The following is a 19,063-nucleotide window of genomic DNA, read 5'->3' on the forward strand; positions in this document are numbered from 1 at the left end:
CGCCCATCGAGATCACCGAGTTTTCCTCGATGATCACACCTTCCACCACTTCCGAACGCGCGCCGATGAAGCAGTTGTCYTCGATGATGRYCGGGTTGGCCTGCAGCGGCTCSAGCACGCCGCCGATGCCGACGCCGCCSGACAGGTGGACGTKCTTGCCGATCTGGGCGCAGGAACCGACGGTGGCCCAGGTGTCGACCATGGTGCCTTCATCGACGTAGGCGCCGATGTTGACGTACGACGGCATCAGCACGGCGTTCCTGGCGATGAACGAGCCACGGCGGGCCACGGCCGGGGGCACCACGCGGAAGCCGCCCTTGGCGAAATCGTCAGCGGTCCAGTTGGCGAACTTGGTCGGCACCTTGTCGTAGAACTGGGCGAATCCGCCGGCGGACATCGGCGCGTTGTCTTCCAGGCGGAACGACAGCAGCACGGCCTTCTTGATCCACTGGTTGACGATCCATTCCTTGCCTTGCTTCTCGGCCACGCGCAGGGCGCCGGTGTCGAGCTGGCCGATCACGTTGGCGACAGCTTCGCGGATGTCGTTGGGGGCGGACTTGGGCGAGAGGCTTGCGCGGTCTTCCCATGCCTGGTCGATCAGGGCTTGCAGTGCTTGCGTCATATGCGTGTTTTCAGTGGTTGATCGTTGTCTACAACAAAACTCAGTGTGTGGCTTGCACGCGGGGCTCAGCCCAGCGACTTGCAGAAGGCGACGATGCGGCGCGCGCCTTCCAGGCATTCCCCGGGCGTGGCCACCAGCGCCATGCGCACGCGGTTGGCGCCCGGGTTGATGCCGTCGGCCTCGCGCGCCAGGAAGCTGCCCGGCAGCACGGTGACGTTCTGTTCGGCCAGCAGGCGGGCGGCGAATTCGGTATCCGTCAGTCCCGTGCGCGAAACATCCGCCCACAGGTAGAAGCCGGCATCGGGCAGGGCCACGTCCAGCACTTCGGCCAGCATCGGCGTGACTTCGGCGAACTTGCGCACATAGGCGGCGCGGTTGTCGCGCACATGGGCCTCGTCGTTCCAGGCTGCCACGCTGGCTGCCTGCACCGCCGGGTTCATGGCGCCGCCGTGATAGGTACGGTATAGCAGGAATTTCTTCAGCAGGGCGGCGTCGCCCGCCACGAAGCCCGAGCGCAGGCCGGGCACATTGGAGCGCTTGGACAGGCTGGAGAACATCACCAGCCGCTCGAAGGGATGGGTGCCTTCGGCGCGGCCCAGCTTGTGCGCCGCTTCCAGCGCGCCCAATGGCGGCTCGCCTTCCTTGAAATAGATTTCCGAGTAGCACTCGTCCGAGGCGATCACGAAGCCGTGACGGTCGGACAGCGCGAACAGCTCGCGCCAGTCTTCCAGCGACAGCACGGCGCCGGTCGGGTTGCCAGGGGAGCACACATAGACCAGTTGCACCCTGGCCCAGGTGTCGTCGGAGATGCGATCGAAGGCCGGGGCGAAATTGCGCGCCGGGTCGCTGTTGGCGAACACCGGGGTGGCGCCGGCCAGCAGCGCCGCGCCTTCGTAGATCTGGTAGAACGGGTTGGGGCAGAGCACCAGCGCGCCAGGCCGGCTGGCGTCGACCACGGTCTGGGCGAAGGCGAACAGCGCCTCGCGCGAGCCGGTCACCGGCAGGACCTGGGTGGCGGCATTGACCGCCGGCAGGCCGTAGCGGCGCTGCAGCCACGCGGCTATGCACTGTCGTAGTGCGTCCGAACCTGCCGTTGTGGGATAATTCGCCAGTCCCGCAAGTGACTCCGACAGCGCCGTCTTGATGAATTCGGGCGTGGGATGCTTGGGTTCGCCAATGCCGAAGCTGATAGCGGGCAACGCGCCGTTCGGTTTGACGTCAGCCAGCATCACGCGCAGTTTTTCGAACGGATAGGGCTGGAGCAGGTCGAGGCGGGGATTCACGGTCAGGTTCAGGCCGGTAGGGCCAAGCTCAAAGCCGGTCATTATAAAGGATTGCCGGGCTTTCCCGCGCGCCCGCAAGGGCCTGGCGGCGCGCCGGATCCATCAGCGCGGCATGATGCAAGCCCCGCTCGCCTGTAGTCACCCGTCCGGCCCGATGCCGGTTACCGGTGGACGGGGCGCCCGTGTGTCCCTGGACGATTTTCCGATACCGAATACAAACAGGCCGCCCACCCGGCGGCCCTATCTCGCTTTTATGAGCAATCTGCCTGCTTCGCCTGCATCTTCCTGCGCCCCGGCCGGTTCCGAGCCGCATGCCTTCAAATCCACTTTATCCATCCTGCTGGGTGCCTCGGTCTGGGGTATCGCCTGGTTTCCGTACCGGCTGCTGGCAGGCTGGGGGCTGGGCGGCATGACGGCGGCGGCGCTGGTCAGCGCGCTGGCCGCGCTGATCGCACTGGCCGCGTTCGCGCGCCACTTGGGCGGCCTGCGCTGGTCGTGGCTGTTTGTCGCCATCGGGCTGGCGGCCGGCGTGACCAACGCCGGGTTCGTGTGGGGCAGCGTCAACGGCCACGTGATGCGGGTCTTGCTGCTGTTCTACCTGACGCCGGTGTGGACGGCCTTGTTCGCCCGCGCCTTCCTTGGCGAGAAGCTGTCCGCGGCCGGCTTGCTGCTGGTGGCGCTGGCGCTGTTTGGCGCGGGCCTGATGCTGTGGACGCCGGAAGTCGGCCTGCCGCTGCCGACGCATGCCGCCGAATGGTCGGGCCTGATCGGCGGCATGGGATTCGCCGTGAACAATGTGCTGTCGCGCCGGGCCGGCCAGCTCTACCCGGAAATGGATGCGCGCCTGCGCACCGTCATGGTCTACCTGGGTTGCACCGCGGTCGGCTTGCCCTGCGCGCTCTGGCTGGAGCCGGGCGGCGTCGCCTTGGCGCCGGCAATCGGCTGGGGCGGCCTGGCGCTGATGCTGGGCCTGGCCGCCACCCTGGTCCTGAGCAATTCGGTGGTCCAGTACGGGTTGCAGCGCCTTCCGGCCAATCGGGTATCCCTGCTGATGCTGTTCGAGATCGTGATCGCGGCGGTGTCGTCGTGGTGGCTGGCGACCGAGACGCTGAGCTGGAAGGAGGCCGCCGGTGGCCTGTGCATCGTGGCGGCCGGCGCCTTGTCCGGGCTGGTGCACCGCGCCAGGGCCAGCGCCGCCGCCGGCGCGGGTGGAGCCGGGGATCCGGCGCTGCAGCCGCAATAGCCAGCGGCCTGGCCTGGTAAGGGCTTAGTAAAGCATCGCCCGCGAGACAACCGCCACCAGCGGCCTGCGTATCGCGCGTTCGACGCCCGCGGGCAGGTGCAGCGGGCGCAGCAGCATCTTGACTGTCATTTCGATCGGCAGGTTGCGCCGGATTACCGCGCTGACCCTGGAATTGAGCTTGCGCACGTCCTTCTGTGGAATATGCTCGGTGCCGCGCTCGATGCGCAGCACATTGCGCAGTGCGATCTCCGCGTCTTCGTTCTTGATCTCCAGCAGGCGGCGCACCAGCGCGCCCAGCACGCGCAGGCGGCCGAGCCGTTCCGCGGCGTTGAAGCTGTTGAAGTAGCGGTAGAAGTGCTTGTAGTGGCGCACTTCGTCGTTGGCGATGCGGCGCGTCAGGCTGCGCAGCACCGGTTCGTCGCTGGCTTGCTCCAGCGCGCGGTAGAGCGCCGCGGTGCCGGTTTCGACTACGCATCGGGCGGCCATTTCAAGTGCTTCTGACGTCTCAAAATTGTCCACCGAGCAGGTGTGGCGGTATTCCTCGAAGAACCGCGCGTAACCGCGTTCCCAGTCGAACTCCGGCCAGACATGTTCCACGTAACGCCGCAGGGCCAGGCCGTGCTGCAGCTCCTCGGCCTCCCAGTGTTCGGACAGCCAGCCGGAAGCCTCCGGATGGGCGGCGTAATAGCCGGCCAGATTGCCGGCGTAAGTGTCCGAGCCGCTCTCAACGAACGAGGCGGACACCAGCAGGTAGAACAACTCCCGATCGGGCCGCACCCGGGCGATGTCGATCGCCCCGAAATCGATCTGGCTGAGAGACCAGGGCAGCGCTTTTGCCGTGGGACCGGCAGCCTGGCCGGGCGAGCTTTCGTGTGATGTCGCCGGTGTGTAGGCGGTCATGCTGGACACTCCCAGAAGAGTAGCGAGGCAGGCTTCGCGTTGTACCGGCGAGAGATGGCGTACTGGCCTCGGAATGAGGGGCGCAATGGGCATCAAAGATCACGCTGACAGTGAAGAGACTAGCATTAACCCTCGGAAGTTTCCCGCAGGGTGCACAAGGCAGTGTCGTTTCCGGCAATACAAGCGCTCCCTGGCATGCGAAACGTCACCCCGGAGTGTGGGGCTGGGACTGTACAAGGTGCATCGGAAATGGCTCAAACACCATTGGGAAATGGCTTCCGCTTAGCCCGGAAAGCGCGCGGACGCGGAAGGCACGATGGTATGATTAGCGCCAACTATCGGGCACAAGAGCCAGGCATGGGGCGCAAGCGGCACGCGTCGCCTGGCTTCTCGTTGAGCCCGGCTTCCTGAACGCTGCATTACGCTAAATACCCCACGACCAACCGTGCGACTGTCCTCGATCAAACTGGCGGGCTTCAAGTCCTTTGTCGATCCCACCAATTTTCAAGTGCCCGGCCAGCTGGTCGGCATCGTCGGTCCCAACGGCTGCGGCAAGTCGAACATCATCGATGCGGTGCGCTGGGTGCTGGGTGAGTCGCGTGCCTCCGAGCTGCGCGGCGAGTCCATGCAGGACGTGATCTTCAATGGCTCCACGGCCCGCAAGCAGGCCGGGCGCGCCAGCGTCGAACTGGTGTTCGACAACCCCGAGGGGCGTGCCGGCGGGCAATGGAGCCAATATGCCGAGATCGCCGTCAAGCGGGTGCTGACCCGCGACGGCACGTCCTCGTACTACATCAATAACCAGGCCGTGCGCCGCCGCGACATCCAGGACATCTTCCTGGGTACCGGCCTGGGGCCGCGCGCCTACGCCATCATCGGGCAGGGCATGATCTCGCGCATCATCGAGGCCAAGCCCGACGACATGCGGATTTTCCTGGAAGAAGCCGCCGGCGTGTCCAAATACAAGGAACGCCGCCGCGAGACCGAAAACCGCCTGTCCGACACACGCGAGAACCTGACCCGCGTCGAAGACATCCTGCGCGAACTCGGCACCAACCTGGACAAGCTCGAAGGCCAGGCCGAAGTGGCCCAGCGCTTCAAGACGCTGCAGTCCGACGGCGAGGAAAAGCAGCACCTGCTGTGGCTGCTGCGCAAGCGCGAGGCGCAGGCCGAGCAGGAACGGCACACGCGCGCCATCGAACAGGCGCAGATCGATCTCGAAGCCCAGACCGCGCAGTTGCGTCACGTCGAGGCCGAACTCGAAACCATGCGCGCCGCGCATTATGCGGCGTCGGACAACATGCACACCGCGCAGGGCGCGCTGTACGAAGCCAATGCCGAGGTCAGCAAGCTCGAGGCCGAGATCCGCTATGTGGTGGAATCGCGCAATCGCGTGCAGGCGCAGATCGCCGCGTTGACCGCGCAGCGCGAGCAGTGGCAGGGCAAGGCCGAGCAGGCCACCGACGCGCTCGCGCAGGCCGAGGAAGAACTGGCGGTGGCGGAAGGCCGCACCGTCGAGGCACAGGAGGCGGTGGCGCACAAGACCGACGAGCTGCCCACGCTGGAAGCCCAGTGGCGCGATGCCCAGACGCTGTCCAACGAGCAGCGCGCCAGCATCATGCAGGCCGAGCAGGCGCTCAAGCTCGAAGCCGCGCAGCAGCGCAGCGCCGACCAGATGCTGYAGCAGCTGGAACAGCGCCGCGAACGCCTGTCCGGCGAGGAGAAGGGGCTCGACCGCCCGGATGAAATCCGCCTGGAAGAGCAGCGCGCCGAACTGGCCGAGCAGGAAGCCGTGCTGGAAGAAGCGCAGGCCATCCTGGCCGATTCCGCCGAAAGCGTGCCGCGCCTGGACGCCGGGCGCCGCAGCGCGCAGGAACGTGTGCAGAGCGAGGCCGCGGCGATCGCATCGCTGGAAGCCCGCCTGGCCGCGCTGAAGCAGCTCCAGGAAAACGTTCAGACCGAAGGCAAGGTGCAGCCCTGGCTGGCCAAGCACGGCCTGGCCGAACTGCCGCGCCTGTGGAAGAAGGTTCATATCGAGCCGGGCTGGGAAAGCGCGCTGGAATCCGTGCTGCGCGAAAAACTCGCCGCGCTCGAAGTCTCCAACCTGGACTGGATCACGTCCTTCCTGTCCGACGCGCCGCCCGCCAAGCTGGCCTTCTACTCGCCGCCGCCGGCCGCACGCCCGCAGGAAACCCCTGCCGGCCTGCGCCCGCTGATGGCGCTGGTGCAGATCACCGAGCCCGGCATCCGGGCCGTGATGCAAGACTGGCTGGCCGATGTCTATACCGCCACCGACATGGCTTCGGCGCTCGCCCAGCGCGCCACGCTGCCGGAAGGCGCATCTTTTGTCGTGGCCGAGGGCCACCTGGTGGGCCGCAGCTCGGTCCACCTCTACGCTGCCGATTCCGAGCAGGCCGGCATGCTGGCTCGCGAGCAGGAAATCGAGAACCTGCAGAAGCAGGCGCGCGCCCAGATGCTGCTGTCGGATGAGGCCAAGAGCCAGGCGGTACGCGCCGAAGCGGCCTACACCCAGGCCAGCGCCGCTCTGACGGAGGCACGCGGGGGCAGCGAGCAGGCCACCCGCCGCGTGCACGCGCTGCAGATGGACGTGCTCAAGCTGTCGCAGGCCATGGAGCGCTATGCCGCGCGCAGCGGCCAGATCCRCGAGGAGCTGGCGGAAATCGGCGCGCAGATCGAAGAGCAGCGCGCCATCCGCGCCGAATCCGAAGCCAGCTTCGAGCATCACGACGCCGCGCTGGCCGAAATGCAGGCCACGCACGAAGACCACCAGATGGCCTTCGAGGCGCTGGACAGCAAGCTGTCTTCGGCACGGCACCAGTTGCGCGATTTCGAGCGCGCGGCGCAGGAAGCCCTGTTCGCCGAGCGCAATCTCGCCAACCGCATCGAAGAGCTGCGCCGCAATATCCAGACAGCCGGCGACCAGTCGGAGCGCCTTGCCCAGTCGCTGGAAGACGCGCGCGCCGAACTGGAAACCATCAACGAGCAGACCGCCCACACCGGCCTGCAGGATGCGCTGGAGCGCCGTGCCGAGAAGGAAGAAAAGCTCCAGCTCGCCCGCACGGAACTCGATGCGCTGTCAGCGCAGCTGCGCCAGTACGACGACCAGCGCCTGGCCGCCGAACGCAGCCTGCAGCCGCTGCGCGACCGCATCACCGAATACCAGTTGAAGGAACAGGCCGCGCGCCTGAACCAGGAGCAGTTCAGCGAACAACTGACCACCGCCGAGGTGGACGAGGACGCGCTGGCCGAGAAGCTGACCCCGGACCTCAAGCCTTCCTACCTGCAAGGCGAAGTCACCCGCCTGAACAACGCCATCAACGCGCTTGGGCCGGTGAACATGGCGGCGCTGGACGAGCTGGCGGCCGCGCGCGAGCGCAAGACCTTCCTCGATGCGCAATCGGCCGACCTGATCGACGCCATCACCACGCTGGAAGACGCGATCCACAAGATCGACCAGGAAACCCGCGCGATGCTGCAGGGGACCTTCGACCAGGTCAACCACCACTTCGGCGAGCTGTTCCCGTCGCTGTTCGGCGGCGGCCAGGCCAAGCTCATCATGACCGGCGACGAAATCCTCGACGCGGGCGTGCAGGTGATGGCGCAGCCGCCAGGCAAGAAGAACTCGACGATTCACCTGCTGTCCGGCGGCGAGAAGGCCCTGACCGCGATTGCGCTGGTGTTCGCCATGTTCCAGCTCAACCCCGCACCGTTCTGCCTGCTCGACGAGGTGGACGCGCCGCTGGACGATGCCAATACCGAGCGCTACGCCAATATGGTGGCGCGCATGTCGGACAAGACCCAGTTTGTTTTCATTTCCCACAATAAAATCGCAATGGAAATGGCACACCAGTTGATTGGCGTGACGATGCAGGAGCAAGGCGTCTCGCGTATCGTCGCCGTGGATATGGACGCAGCGATGTCGATGGCGGAGGCAGCATGACGCTCCAGACTGCCCTTATCGTGGCAGGCATTGTCCTGCTGCTGCTGGTGGTGGCTTATAACCAATGGCAGATCCGCAAGGCGCGCCGCCCGCGCGCGCTGCAGCCCGAGGACGACCTGCCGCCGATGCGCGAGCCGGTGGTCAGCCCGGTGGTGACGCCGGAAGTCAGTGCCAAGCTGCACGAGCCGCCGGCCGCGCATGTCGTCGAGCGGCGCGAGCCCACGCTGTCGGGCTCGCCGCTGGACGCTGCCGCCGTGGCGGCCGGCATGGCCGCCAGTTCGGCGGATGCCGATGAAGCGGTGGCCGACGAAGTCGCCATCGCCGCCGCGCCGGCATCCGGCCATGCCGCCTCGCGCAAGCCAGCGGACGCCGAAGGTGTGCAAGCCGCGGCTGGCCAGCCGGTGGCGCAGGCGCACGCCGAACACGGGGGGCATGCCGAACACGCAGCGCACGAGGAAGGCGAAGGCCACGCGACCGCGCAGCAGGAAGCCGCGCCGCGCAAGGAAGCCTATGTCGAGCCCGCCGTCCCCGACGGCCAGCCCACGCCCGCGGTGATTGATCCGCTGATCGACTGCATCGTGCCGCTGCACCTGGAGCGCAAGAGCTCCGGTGACCGCATCCTGCCGCTCACCGGCCGCCTGCGCCGCGCGGGGACCAAACAGGTGCATATCGAGGGCCTGCGCGCCGAGGCCAATGCGTGGGAAGCGGTCACCGCCGGTCACCAGTACGAAGACCTGCAGGTAGCGGTACAACTCGCCAATCGGGGTGGGGCGCTCAATGCGCTCGAGTTTTCCGAGTTCGTCAACGCGGTGGAAGCGCTGGCGGAGTCGCTCGATGCGTCTGCCGAGCTGCCCGACATGAGCGAGACGGTCGCCAACGGTCGCGAGCTGGATGGGTTTGCCGCAAGCTGCGACGTGCAGCTTGGCGTCAATGTGATCTCCGACGGCGCGCCGTGGTCGGCCGCCTACGTGCAGACTGTGGCGACCCAGGACGGCCTGGTGCTGTCGCGCGACGGCACCCGCTTTACCCGCTACCAGGCCGGCGCCGATGGCGTTCAGCGTGCCTTGTTCACGCTGCAGTTCGGCGACACCAACTTCCTGCGCGACGATCTGACGGCCAAGGCTGGCCGTCAGATCACGCTGCTGCTCGACGTGCCGTCGGCGGCGCAGGCGACCAAGCCGTTCAAGACGGTGTGCGAGTATGGCTACAGCCTGGCGCAGCGCATGGGTGCGCAACTGGTCGACGACAATATGCGGCCGCTGAGCGAGTCGTCCTTCGTCGCCATCTTCGGCCAGCTGCAAACGCTCTACGACAAGCTCGAGGCGCGCGGCATGCCCGCAGGCTCGCCCGTGACCCTACGTTTGTTCAGTCTCTGAAACAGCAGTACGACATCGGATCCGGTCATTCAGCATGAGTTCCCAACGAGAAGGTGCGGCGGCGCAAGCCCCCGCACCTGCCGGCGATTCTCCCGCCGCGCGCGCTGACTGGCTGCGCGCCGAGCTGGAGCGGCATAACTATCAGTATTACGTGCTCGACGCGCCGTCGGTTCCCGATGCGGAATACGACGCGCTGTTCCGCGAGCTGCAGGACATCGAGGCGGCCCATCCCGACTTGCTGACGCCGGAGTCGCCCACCCAGCGCGTGGGCGGACAGCCGCTGTCGGCATTCGACACGGTGCGCCACGCCATTCCGATGCTGTCGCTCAACAACGCCTTCGAAGACGAAGATGTGGTGGCATTCGATCGCCGTTGCGCGCAGGGGCTGGCGCGGACCGCGCCGGCGGAGGGCACGGCCGACCTGTTCGGCACCGCCGATGCCGTGGAATATGCCAGCGAGCTGAAGTTCGATGGCCTGGCCATGTCCTTGCGCTATGAAGACGGCCGGCTGGTGCAGGCCGCCACGCGCGGCGACGGCGAAACCGGCGAAGACGTAACCGTCAATGTCCGCACCATCAAGGCCATTCCGCTGCGTTTGCGCGGGGCGGCGCCGGCGGTGCTGGAAGTGCGCGGCGAGGTCTTCATGTACCGCCGCGAGTTCGACAAGCTCAACGCGCGGCAGGCCGAGGCGGGCGAAAAGACCTTCGTCAATCCGCGCAATGCCGCTGCCGGCAGCCTGCGCCAGCTGGACCCGCGCATCACCGCCAGGCGGCCCCTGTCGTTCTTCGCCTACGGGCTGGGCGAACTGCAGGGCGCGCCGCGTCCCGATACGCACAGCGCCATGCTCGACTGGTTTGCCGGGCTTGGGATGCCGGTCTGCGCGGAACGCGCGGTAGTGCGCGGCGCCGAGGGGCTGCTGGACTTCTACCGTGGCGTGGGCGAGCGCCGTGGCAGCTTGCCGTACGACATCGATGGCGTGGTGTACAAGGTTAATGCGCTGGCGGAGCAGGAGCAGCTCGGTTTCGTGTCGCGCGCGCCGCGCTTTGCCCTGGCGCACAAGTTTCCCGCCCAGGAAATGACCACGGTGGTCGAGGACATTGAAGTGCAGGTTGGCCGCACCGGCGCCATCACGCCGGTGGCACGGCTGGCGCCGGTGTTCGTGGGCGGCGTGACCGTGACCAATGCCACGCTGCACAACGAGGACGAGATCCGCCGCAAGGACGTCCATATCGGCGATACCGTGATCGTGCGGCGCGCCGGCGATGTGATTCCGGAAGTGGTGGCGGTGGTGCCGGAGCGCCGGCCCGCCGATGCCCGCGCCTTTGTCATGCCGACAACGTGCCCCGTGTGCGGATCGCATATCGAAAAGCTGGAAGGCGAGGTGATCGCGCGCTGCACCGGCGGGCTGATCTGCGCGGCGCAGCGCAAGCAGGCGCTGCTGCATTTCGCGCAACGCCGCGCCATGGATATCGAGGGCCTGGGCGATAAGGTAGTCGAGCAACTGGTCGACCTGGGCATCGTGCATACGCCCGCCGACCTGTACAAGCTCGGCGTCGCCAAGCTGGCAGCGCTGGACCGGATGGCCGACAAGTCGGCCACCAACCTGGTGGCGGCCATCGAAGTGTCGCGTGAGACCACGCTTAACCGCTTCATCTTCGCGCTGGGCATCCGCCATGTGGGCGAGGCGACGGCCAAGGACCTGGCCAAGCACTTCGGCAAGCTGGATGGCCTGCTGGCCGCCGATGAGGCCGCCTTGCTGGAGGTCAACGACGTAGGCCCGGTGGTGGCGCAGTCGATCGCCAACTTCCTTGCCGAGCCGCACAATGTGGAAGTCATCGAGCAATTGCGCGCGGCCGGCGTGCACTGGCAGGAAAGCGAACCGGCGGCGCGCGCCGCGCCCGCGCCGCTGGCCGGCAAGACCTTCGTGCTCACCGGCACGCTGCCCACGCTGTCGCGCGAGGCCGCCAAGGAAATGCTGGAAGCCGCCGGCGCCAAGGTGGCCGGTTCGGTGTCGAAGAAGACCGACTACGTGGTGGCCGGCGCGGAAGCTGGCAGCAAACTGGAAAAGGCCGAGGCGCTCGGCGTGCCCGTGCTTGACGAGGYCGCCATGCTGGCCTTGCTGGCCGAGATTCAAACCGGAGATCAAGGATGATCCGTGACATTCTAAAGATGGGCGACCCACGCCTGCTGCAGGTAGCGCGCCCGGTCACGCGCTTCAATACGCCGGAGTTGCGGCTGCTGATCGACGATATGTTCGACACCATGGATCACGCCAACGGCGCTGGCCTCGCCGCGCCGCAGATCGGCGTGGACCTCCAGGTGGTGATCTTCGGTTTCGATCGCAATCCGCGCTATCCGGATGCGCCGACCGTGCCCAAGACCGTGCTGATCAATCCCGAGCTGACGCCGATTGGCGAGGAGCAGGACGAGGCCTGGGAAGGCTGCCTGTCGGTACCGGGCTTGCGTGGCGTGGTGCCTCGCTATACCCGGCTGAAGTACACCGGATTCGACATGATGGGGGCGCGCATCGAGCGGGTGGCGGAGGACTTCCATGCGCGGGTGGTGCAGCATGAATGCGATCACCTGCAGGGTATCCTTTATCCCATGCGAGTGCGGGATTTCACGCGATTCGGCTTTACCGAGGTACTGTTCCCCGAGTTGCCTCCCAATAGCGACGACTGATCGCTTCGCCCGGCGCGGCGGGGGCCTTCCCGTCGCCGCGCTTCCTGGCGCGGTGCGACTTCACCAACGAGAATGGAGCGGCGGCCAGGCGTTGTGCCGCTTCGGTATCAGGAGACGGGACATGAGGACATTGCGCCGTGGGCGTTACGCGCCGATCGCGCTGCTTGCGCTCGCGGTCGCCGCGCAGTTCGGCTGCGCGGCGACCGGCGTGGACAACGGTGCCGCGCAGGCCAGGCCGGCAACCGCCGCGGCGCCACAGGCGGCGGCCTCCCACTGGCAGCGCGTAAAGCTTGGCACGGGCGCGCAGACCTACGATTTCCCGGTCTATGCCAACCATCCGCTGGACGGTGATCTGAGCGGCATCCGCGAGGTGATCTTTGTTCAGCACGGGCTGCAGCGTAACGGCGACGACTACTTCGCCGCCGGCGCGGACTTGCTCAGGCAAACCGGCCGCAATCCCGACGAGGTGCTGCTGCTGGCGCCCAATTTCCCCGGCACGCCGGACGTGGCCAAGGGCAAGGTCTTCGACCATATGCCGGTGTGGAGCGTGCAGGGCTGGATGGGCGGCGAGGATGCCCTCAACCCACCGTACTCGACCAGCTCGCTGCAGGTGCTGGACGATCTCGTCGGCATGGTGACCGACAAGCGCCGCTTCCCGGCCGTGACCCGCGTAACGATTGCCGGCCATTCGGGCGGCGCGCAACTGGTGCACCGCTATGCGGTACTGAACAATGTCGACGAGCGCATTCGCGCGGGCGGTATCGACCTGCGCTACGTGGTGGCGAATCCTTCGTCGTATCTCTATTTCACGCCGGAGCGCCCGAGCGGCAAGGGCTTCGCACGCTATGACACGGCCATTTGCGCGGACTACGACAAATACCGGTACGGCATGCGCGACATGGTGCCGTATGCGCGCGGCGCGACGGGCGACGCGCTGTTCCGCCGCTATCTGCAGCGCCAGGTGACCTATCTGGTGGGGACGGAAGACAACGACCCCAACCACCGCGTGCTCGACAAGGCCTGCGGCGCCGAAGCCGAAGGCCCGACCAGGCTGGAGCGGGCGCGCGGCTACCTGCGCTACGAGCGCTATCTTGCCGCCCCGTTGGGCAGCCAGCGCCCGCCGGTCCGCCACCAGGCCTTCGAGGTGGTCGGCGTCGGCCATAACCAGGGGCGCATGCTTGGCTCGCAATGCGGGGCGAAAGCGGTATTCGGGCTGGCGGAGACGGCCAATGCCGATGGCGCGGCTTGCCGGGCGCCGCAGCTATGAGGTGACGGGAGTGGGGCAGGGCGCTGGCACGCGCCGATCAGTGTGAACGCTGGCGGCCACCTGGCCGCCAGCGTTCAGGGCAAGGCGCTCAGAACTTCTCGAACGCGCCGAGGAAGCGCCACTGGCCGACCGGCAGGTCGCCCAGCACGATGCGGCCCATGCGCACGCGCTTCAGGCCCACGACCCGCAGGCCGACCTGTTCGCACATGCGGCGGATCTGCCGCTTCTTGCCCTCGCGCAGCACGAAGCGCAATTGCTCCTCGTTCTGCCAGCTGACCTTGGCCGGCTTGAGCGCCTCGCCGTCCAGGGACAGGCCGTGGCGCAGCTTCTCGATCAGCTCCGCGGGGAAGACTTTCGAGATATCGCGCTCGACCAGGCCTTCGGGCGAATCCCAGCTCACCCGCACCAGGTATTCCTTCTCCACCGTCGAGTCTTCACCGATCAGGTGGCGCGCAACGCGGCCGTCCTGGGTCAGCACCAGCAGGCCGGTGGAGTCGATGTCGAGCCGGCCGGCGGGGGCCAGGCTCTTGCGCTGCCACGGGGCGAAGCGCTTGCGGGTGGGGTCGAGTTCCCACTGGTTCTCCGGCGCGAACAGCACCGCGGCCGGCTCATAGCCGTCCTCGGCCTGGCCCGACACGTAGCCGACGGGCTTGTGCAGCAACACGGTCACGCGTTCGCCCTGCTCGGAGCGGGCAGCCTGGTGGATCTCGATGTTGGCGTCCGGGCTGATGCGCGAGCCGAGTTCAGTGACGGGCTGGCCGTCGACCAGCACCCAGCCGCGCGGAATCCATTCGTCGGCTTCGCGGCGCGAGCACAGGCCGAGTTCCGACATCCGCTTGGACAGGCGTACCAGGCCATCGGAGCTGGGCTGGGGCGCATGCCGCGCGGGCGCGGCGCGCTCCGCGCCCGTGCCCTGGCCGGCATCGTGCGCGCGGCGCGGACGGCTTTGTCCTTCGCCGGGGGCGAAGTTGCGCGGGCGATCATTGCCTTCGCCGGCAAAGCGGCGCGGGCGATCCTGGCTTTCACCGGGGGCGAAACGGCGCAGACGATCCTGACCTTCGCCGGGGGTGAAGCGGCGCGGACGATCCTGACCTTCTCCAGGGGTGAAGCGGCGGGGGCGATCCTGGCCTTCGCCGGGGGCGAAACGGCGCGGACGATCCTGGCCTTCACCGGRRYCGAAAYKGCGCGGGCGATCATTRCCTTCGCCAGCAAAGCGGCGGGGACGATCCTGACCTTCGCCRGGGCCGAAACGGCGGGGGCGATCCTGGCCTTCACCGGGGGTGAAACGGCGCGGGCGGTCCTGRCCYTCACCKGRRYCGAAAYKGCGCGGGCGATCMTKGCCTTCGCCAGCAAAGCGGCGGGGACGATCCTGGCCTTCACCGGGGGGGAAACGGCGCGGGCGGTCCTGGCCTTCGCCAGCAAAGCGCCGCGGACGATCCTGCCCTTCGCCTGAACCGAAACGGCGCGGACGGTCGTCGCCTTCGCCGGCAAAGCGGCGGGGACGGTCCTGGCCTTCACCGGTGCGCGGGCCACGTGGCGGGCGCTGGGCACCGTCTTCCGCCTTCTTGCGCGAGCGCTCGCCGCCGCCGGCGCGCTCCTGTGCCTGCTTGATGCCGTCGACCACGGCGCGTACGCGACCGCGGTTCAGGTCTGACACGCGCACCGGCCGGGTGGCGCCGGGTTTGCGGGCGTTGCCTTCGGAGGCGGCCTTGATGCCCAGCGTCTTGCGCTTGGGCGAATTGCTATCGGTCATATCTTCTATGTGGGGCGTCCGGCCTAGATGGCCAGCGCCGCCAGCAGGTCCTGTTCGAGCTGTAACTGCAGTTTGTTATCCGAGGCGAGGCGGCTGCCGTCGACCAGGAAAACGTCTTCCACCCGCTCACCGAGCGTGTTGATGCGGGCGGTATGCACCGAGATGCGATGTTTGGCCAATACGCGCGAGATGGCGTACAAAAGACCGGTGCGGTCGTTGGCCGAGAGCGACAGCAGGTAATACTGGCCGCGCTCGTCGGCACGCAGGTCGACACGCGGCTTGATCGGGAAGCTGCGCGACTGGCGCGACAGCCGTCCCTGGGTGGGTTCCGGCAGGGCAGCCTGCTGCTGCAGGCGCTCGGCCAGTTCGTGCTCTACCAGCGCAATGATGTCGCGGTAATTGCCGCTCGCATCGCTGCTGATGCCCGGATCGGTTACCTGGAAGGTATCGAGCGCGTAGCCGTGCCGGGTGGTGTGGATCTTGGCTTCCTGGATGGAGAAGCTCTTGCGTTCGAAATAGCCGCAGATGCGGGCGAATACGTCGGGCTGGTCCTTGACGTAGACCGCTACCTGCAGGCCTTCGCCGGCGGGCGACAGGCGCGCCTTGACCACCGGCGTTGGGCTGTCCACCTTGTTGTACAGGTGGCGCGTGAGCCAGGCGATGTCGCGCGCATCGTGGCGCAGGAAAAAGGCGACGTCGAGCTGGGCCCACAGCGGCTTGCCCAGTTCCGGGTCAAACGCCTTGAGCCGTAGCTGGGCGATCGTGTCGTCCCTGCGCTGCGCCCACAGCGAATGCGGATCGACGCGGGCGCCGCCCAGCACGCGCAGCGTGATGCGGTAGAGGTCTTCCAGCAGTTTGCCTTTCCACGCGTTCCACACCTTGGGGCTGGTGCCGCGGATATCGGCCACGGTCAGCAGGTAGAGCGCGGTCAGGTTGCGCTCGGTGCCGACCACCCGCGCGAACGCATGGATCACGTCGGCATCGGTCAGGTCCTGCTTCTGCGCCACATGGCTCATGGTCAGGTGATGCTCGACCAGCCAGGCGATCAGGTCGGTATCCTCGCGGCCGATGCCGTGCTGCTTGCAAAAGCGCCGCGCATCGGCGGTGCCGAGCTTGGAGTGGTCGCCGCCGCGGCCTTTGGCGATATCGTGGAACAGCGCAGCCACCCACAGCACCCAGGGACGGTCGAAGGTTGCCATCAACTGGCTGCAGAAGGGGAACTCGTGGGTGTGCTCGACAATGGCGAAGCGGCGCATGTTGCGCACCACCATCAGGATGTGCTGGTCCACCGTATAGACGTGGAACAGGTCGTGCTGCATCTGCCCGACGATGCGGCGGAAGTTGATCAGGTAGCGGCCCAGCACGCTGGTCTGGTTCATCAGCCGCAGCGCGTGGGTGATGCCCTGCGGCTCCTGCACGATGGCAAGGAACAGGCGGCGGTTTTCCGGATCGTTGCGCCAGCCGGCATCCATCACCGTGCGGGCGTTGTACAGGCCGCGCAGCGTGCGGGGCGACAGGCCCTTGACGCCGGGTGTGCGCTCGTACACCAGGAAGGTTTCCAGGATGGCGTGGGGTTCGCGCTCGTAGAGATCGTCGCTGGTGATCTCCAGCATGCCCTGGCGTTCCACGAAGCGCTCGTTGATGACGCGCRTCACCTTGGATTCGCTGGGGAACAGCATGGCCTCGATATTGAGCAGCAGCACGATATTGAGCTGCGTGACCGCCTTGGCCGCCCAGTAGTAACGGCGCATCAGCTGCTCGCTGGCGCGCTTGTTGTTGTTCTGGCGGTAGCCGAAGGCCTCGGCCAGCGCGGTCTGCAGGTCGAACACCAATACGTCCTGGCGGCGTCCGGCGACCAGGTGCAGGCGCGCGCGGATGGTCTTGAGCAGTCGCTCGTTGCGCGCCAGTTCCTGCGCTTCGCGTTCGCTCAGCAGGTCGCGCTCGAACAGTTCTTTCCAGCTATCCCCCAGGCCCGCCGCCTTGGTCATCCACAGGATGACCTGCAGGTCGCGCAGGCCGCCGGGGCTTTCCTTGCTGTTGGGTTCGAGCGAGTAGGGCGTGTCCTGATATTTGGCATGGCGCTGGCGCATTTCCAGCAGCTTGGCCTGGAAGAAGGCGCGCGGGTCCAGGTCGGCCTGGTAGCGCGTCTGCAGCTCGGTGAAGAGCGCGCGGTTGCCCGTCAGCAGGCGCGCTTCGAGCAGGGACGTCTGGATGGTCACGTCCTGGCGCGATTCGCGGATRCAGTCGTCCACGGTACGCACGGCGGAGCCGATTTCGAGCCCGAGATCCCAGCACAGGCCGATGAACTTCTCCAGCCGTTCGGTGGTGTCCTGGTCGGGTTCCGACGGCAGCAGCAGCAGCACGTCCACGTCGGAATACGGGAACAGTTCGCCGCGCCCGTAGCCCCCCACGGCCACCAGCGCGCTATGCGCCGGCAGGCCCAGTCCGCGCCAGGCTTCGGTCAGCGCGTTGTCCACCGCGCGCCGCAGGCGCGTCAGCAGCTGGCCGACGTGGCCGTGCGCGTTGAAATCCTCGAACACGGCTTGCTTGTCGGCTTTGAGCTGATCGCGAACACGGGTGGCGAGGATGAGTTCCGGCGTGGCGTCCATGGCTGGGGCTGAGTGCATCGAAGGGACGGCTGAAATAAGAAGGGCGCCAACTTTGGCGCCCGTAGCGTCAGGCTGCGACAGAATCCGTAATGAAGGCGGGTGGCGCCTGCGTACCCTCGGAGACCGTCAGCACGTCATAGCCGGTCTCGGTCACCAGGATGGTGTGCTCCCATTGCGCCGACAGGCTGCGGTCGCGGGTCTTGACGGTCCAGTGGTCTGGCATGGTGCGGATGTCGCGCTTGCCGGCGTTGACCATCGGCTCGATCGTGAAGATCATGCCGGCCTGGATCTCCATGCCGGTGCCCGGGCGGCCGTAATGCAGGATCTGCGGGTCTTCGTGGAAGTTCTTGCCGATGCCGTGGCCGCAGTATTCGCGCACCACGGTATAGCCGGCGGCTTCCGCATGGACCTGGATCACATGGCCGATGTCGCCGAGGCGGGCACCGGGGCGCACCTGGGCGATGCCTTTCCACATGCACTCGAACGTGATCTGGGCCAGGCGCTTGGCCAGGATCGAGCCCTCGCCGGCGATGAACATGCGGCTGGTGTCGCCGTAGTAGCCTTCCTTGGTGATCACGGTGATATCGAGATTGACCGCGTCGCCGGACTTCAGCACGCGCTCGCCCGGGATGCCGTGGCAGATCACGTCGTTGACCGAGGTGCAGATGGCGCCAGGGAAGGGGGGGTAGCCCGGGGGCGCATAATTCAGCGGCGCCGGCACCGTGCCCTGCACATCGCGCATATAGGCGTGGCACAGCCGGTCGAGTTCGCYGGTGGTGACGCCCGGCTTGACGAAGGGCGTGATGTAGTCGAGGACCTCGGAGGCCAGCCGGCAGGCTACCCGCATTTGGGCGATGTCGTCGGCGTTCTTGATATGGATGCTCATGCTACTCGCAAAAGTGGCGGCGAAGCCACTGGCTGCGCCTTAATTCGAATCTGAAAGTGGGATTATCGCACCATCGGGCATCGACCGCAGCCGAAAACGGGCTGCGCCGGATGCGGGCGCGGTCCGGGCGGGCGGCGCAAGCGCGGGGAGGCGCGCGAGGCGCCCCGGGGCTTTCCGACGGCTGCCCACCTTCCCCATCATAGTTAGCCTCTTGAGCGAAGTCCTGTTTTGTTGCTACAATCTTGGGCTGGCTTTCTTTCGGCTTTTCGTCACCCGGCGATGCATGCGGTGGCGTGGCTGGTGGTTGCTAGGCCGGGCACGTTACTTGTTGTTGCGTGTTCGCTTTGTTTGCAGGCGCCCGGCGCTTGTGAATTGTTTGAAGTTTGAAATTGCGAGTCCGTCCATCCGGGGTGTTCCTTTTCAGGAATGTCGGGGCGGCCTTCAGACCTAACCCTTTTGGAGATTTTCATGTCCGTTACCA

Annotated in this window: 12 protein-coding genes and 1 pseudogene; 6 read left to right on the top strand and 7 right to left on the bottom strand. The window is 66.8% G+C overall.

What is annotated here, in order from left to right; genetic code table 11:
- Together AC1DKD_RS24605 and dapC are read right to left on the bottom strand one after the other, a co-directional pair.
- Positions 1-622 (bottom strand): 2,3,4,5-tetrahydropyridine-2,6-dicarboxylate N-succinyltransferase (locus AC1DKD_RS24605; protein WP_477143811.1); only part of this gene is annotated, 622 nt, incomplete at its 3' end.
- A gap of 65 nt (positions 623-687) precedes the next feature.
- Positions 688-1,905, bottom strand: a complete 1,218-nt coding sequence (gene dapC, locus AC1DKD_RS24610; RefSeq protein ID WP_441633445.1) for a succinyldiaminopimelate transaminase — start codon at positions 1,903-1,905, stop codon at positions 688-690.
- A gap of 253 nt (positions 1,906-2,158) precedes the next feature.
- On the opposite strand from dapC, the gene AC1DKD_RS24615 reads away from it, so the two are divergent.
- Positions 2,159-3,148, top strand: coding sequence for a DMT family transporter (locus AC1DKD_RS24615; RefSeq protein WP_441633429.1), 990 nt, complete (start codon positions 2,159-2,161; stop codon positions 3,146-3,148).
- 24 nt (positions 3,149-3,172) lie between these two features.
- On the opposite strand, the gene AC1DKD_RS24620 is transcribed toward AC1DKD_RS24615, so the two are convergent.
- Positions 3,173-4,048, bottom strand: coding sequence for a ferritin family protein (locus tag AC1DKD_RS24620; RefSeq protein ID WP_441633431.1), 876 nt, complete (start codon positions 4,046-4,048; stop codon positions 3,173-3,175).
- 445 nt (positions 4,049-4,493) lie between these two features.
- On the opposite strand from AC1DKD_RS24620, the gene smc reads away from it, so the two are divergent.
- The 5 genes from smc to AC1DKD_RS24645 all read left to right on the top strand — a co-directional run bounded on the left by smc (position 4,494) and on the right by AC1DKD_RS24645 (position 13,334).
- A complete protein-coding gene (gene smc, locus AC1DKD_RS24625) occupies positions 4,494-8,009 on the top strand; it encodes a chromosome segregation protein SMC (protein WP_477143812.1) in 3,516 nt (1,171 codons plus the stop codon).
- Positions 8,006-9,385, top strand: coding sequence for a cell division protein ZipA C-terminal FtsZ-binding domain-containing protein (locus tag AC1DKD_RS24630; protein WP_441633435.1), 1,380 nt, complete (start codon positions 8,006-8,008; stop codon positions 9,383-9,385). Before smc ends, AC1DKD_RS24630 begins: the two co-directional genes overlap by 4 nt.
- A gap of 34 nt (positions 9,386-9,419) precedes the next feature.
- Positions 9,420-11,537 (top strand): NAD-dependent DNA ligase LigA, encoded by a 2,118-nt coding sequence (ligA, locus tag AC1DKD_RS24635; RefSeq protein WP_477143813.1) that lies wholly within the window; start codon positions 9,420-9,422, stop codon positions 11,535-11,537.
- Complete coding sequence (def, locus tag AC1DKD_RS24640) at positions 11,534-12,067, top strand: peptide deformylase (RefSeq protein ID WP_035864901.1); 534 nt, start codon at positions 11,534-11,536, stop codon at positions 12,065-12,067. The genes ligA and def overlap by 4 nt, the downstream gene beginning before the upstream one ends.
- A gap of 121 nt (positions 12,068-12,188) precedes the next feature.
- Positions 12,189-13,334: a hypothetical protein gene (locus tag AC1DKD_RS24645; protein WP_441633439.1), complete on the top strand. Its 1,146-nt coding sequence runs from the start codon at positions 12,189-12,191 to the stop codon at positions 13,332-13,334.
- 88 nt (positions 13,335-13,422) lie between these two features.
- Here the strand turns inward: AC1DKD_RS24645 and AC1DKD_RS24650 are convergent, their stop codons facing one another.
- The 4 genes and pseudogenes from AC1DKD_RS24650 to AC1DKD_RS24665 all read right to left on the bottom strand — a co-directional run.
- On the bottom strand, positions 13,423-15,087 hold the full coding sequence (locus AC1DKD_RS24650; RefSeq protein WP_477143814.1) for a pseudouridine synthase: 1,665 nt from the start codon (positions 15,085-15,087) through the stop codon (positions 13,423-13,425).
- 23 nt (positions 15,088-15,110) lie between these two features.
- Entirely contained in the window at positions 15,111-17,714 is a 2,604-nt protein-coding gene (locus tag AC1DKD_RS24655) for a [protein-PII] uridylyltransferase (protein WP_477143815.1), read from the bottom strand.
- A 49-nt stretch (positions 17,715-17,763) separates the two neighbouring features.
- Positions 17,764-18,585: pseudogene (gene map, locus AC1DKD_RS24660) on the bottom strand (type I methionyl aminopeptidase); the annotation flags it as partial.
- Positions 18,586-18,851: 266 nt separating this feature from the next.
- Positions 18,852-19,063: hypothetical protein (locus AC1DKD_RS24665; RefSeq protein WP_477143816.1), on the bottom strand; the 212-nt coding region annotated here is incomplete at its 5' end.

The organism is Cupriavidus sp. 05T313 (assembly GCF_056396665.1).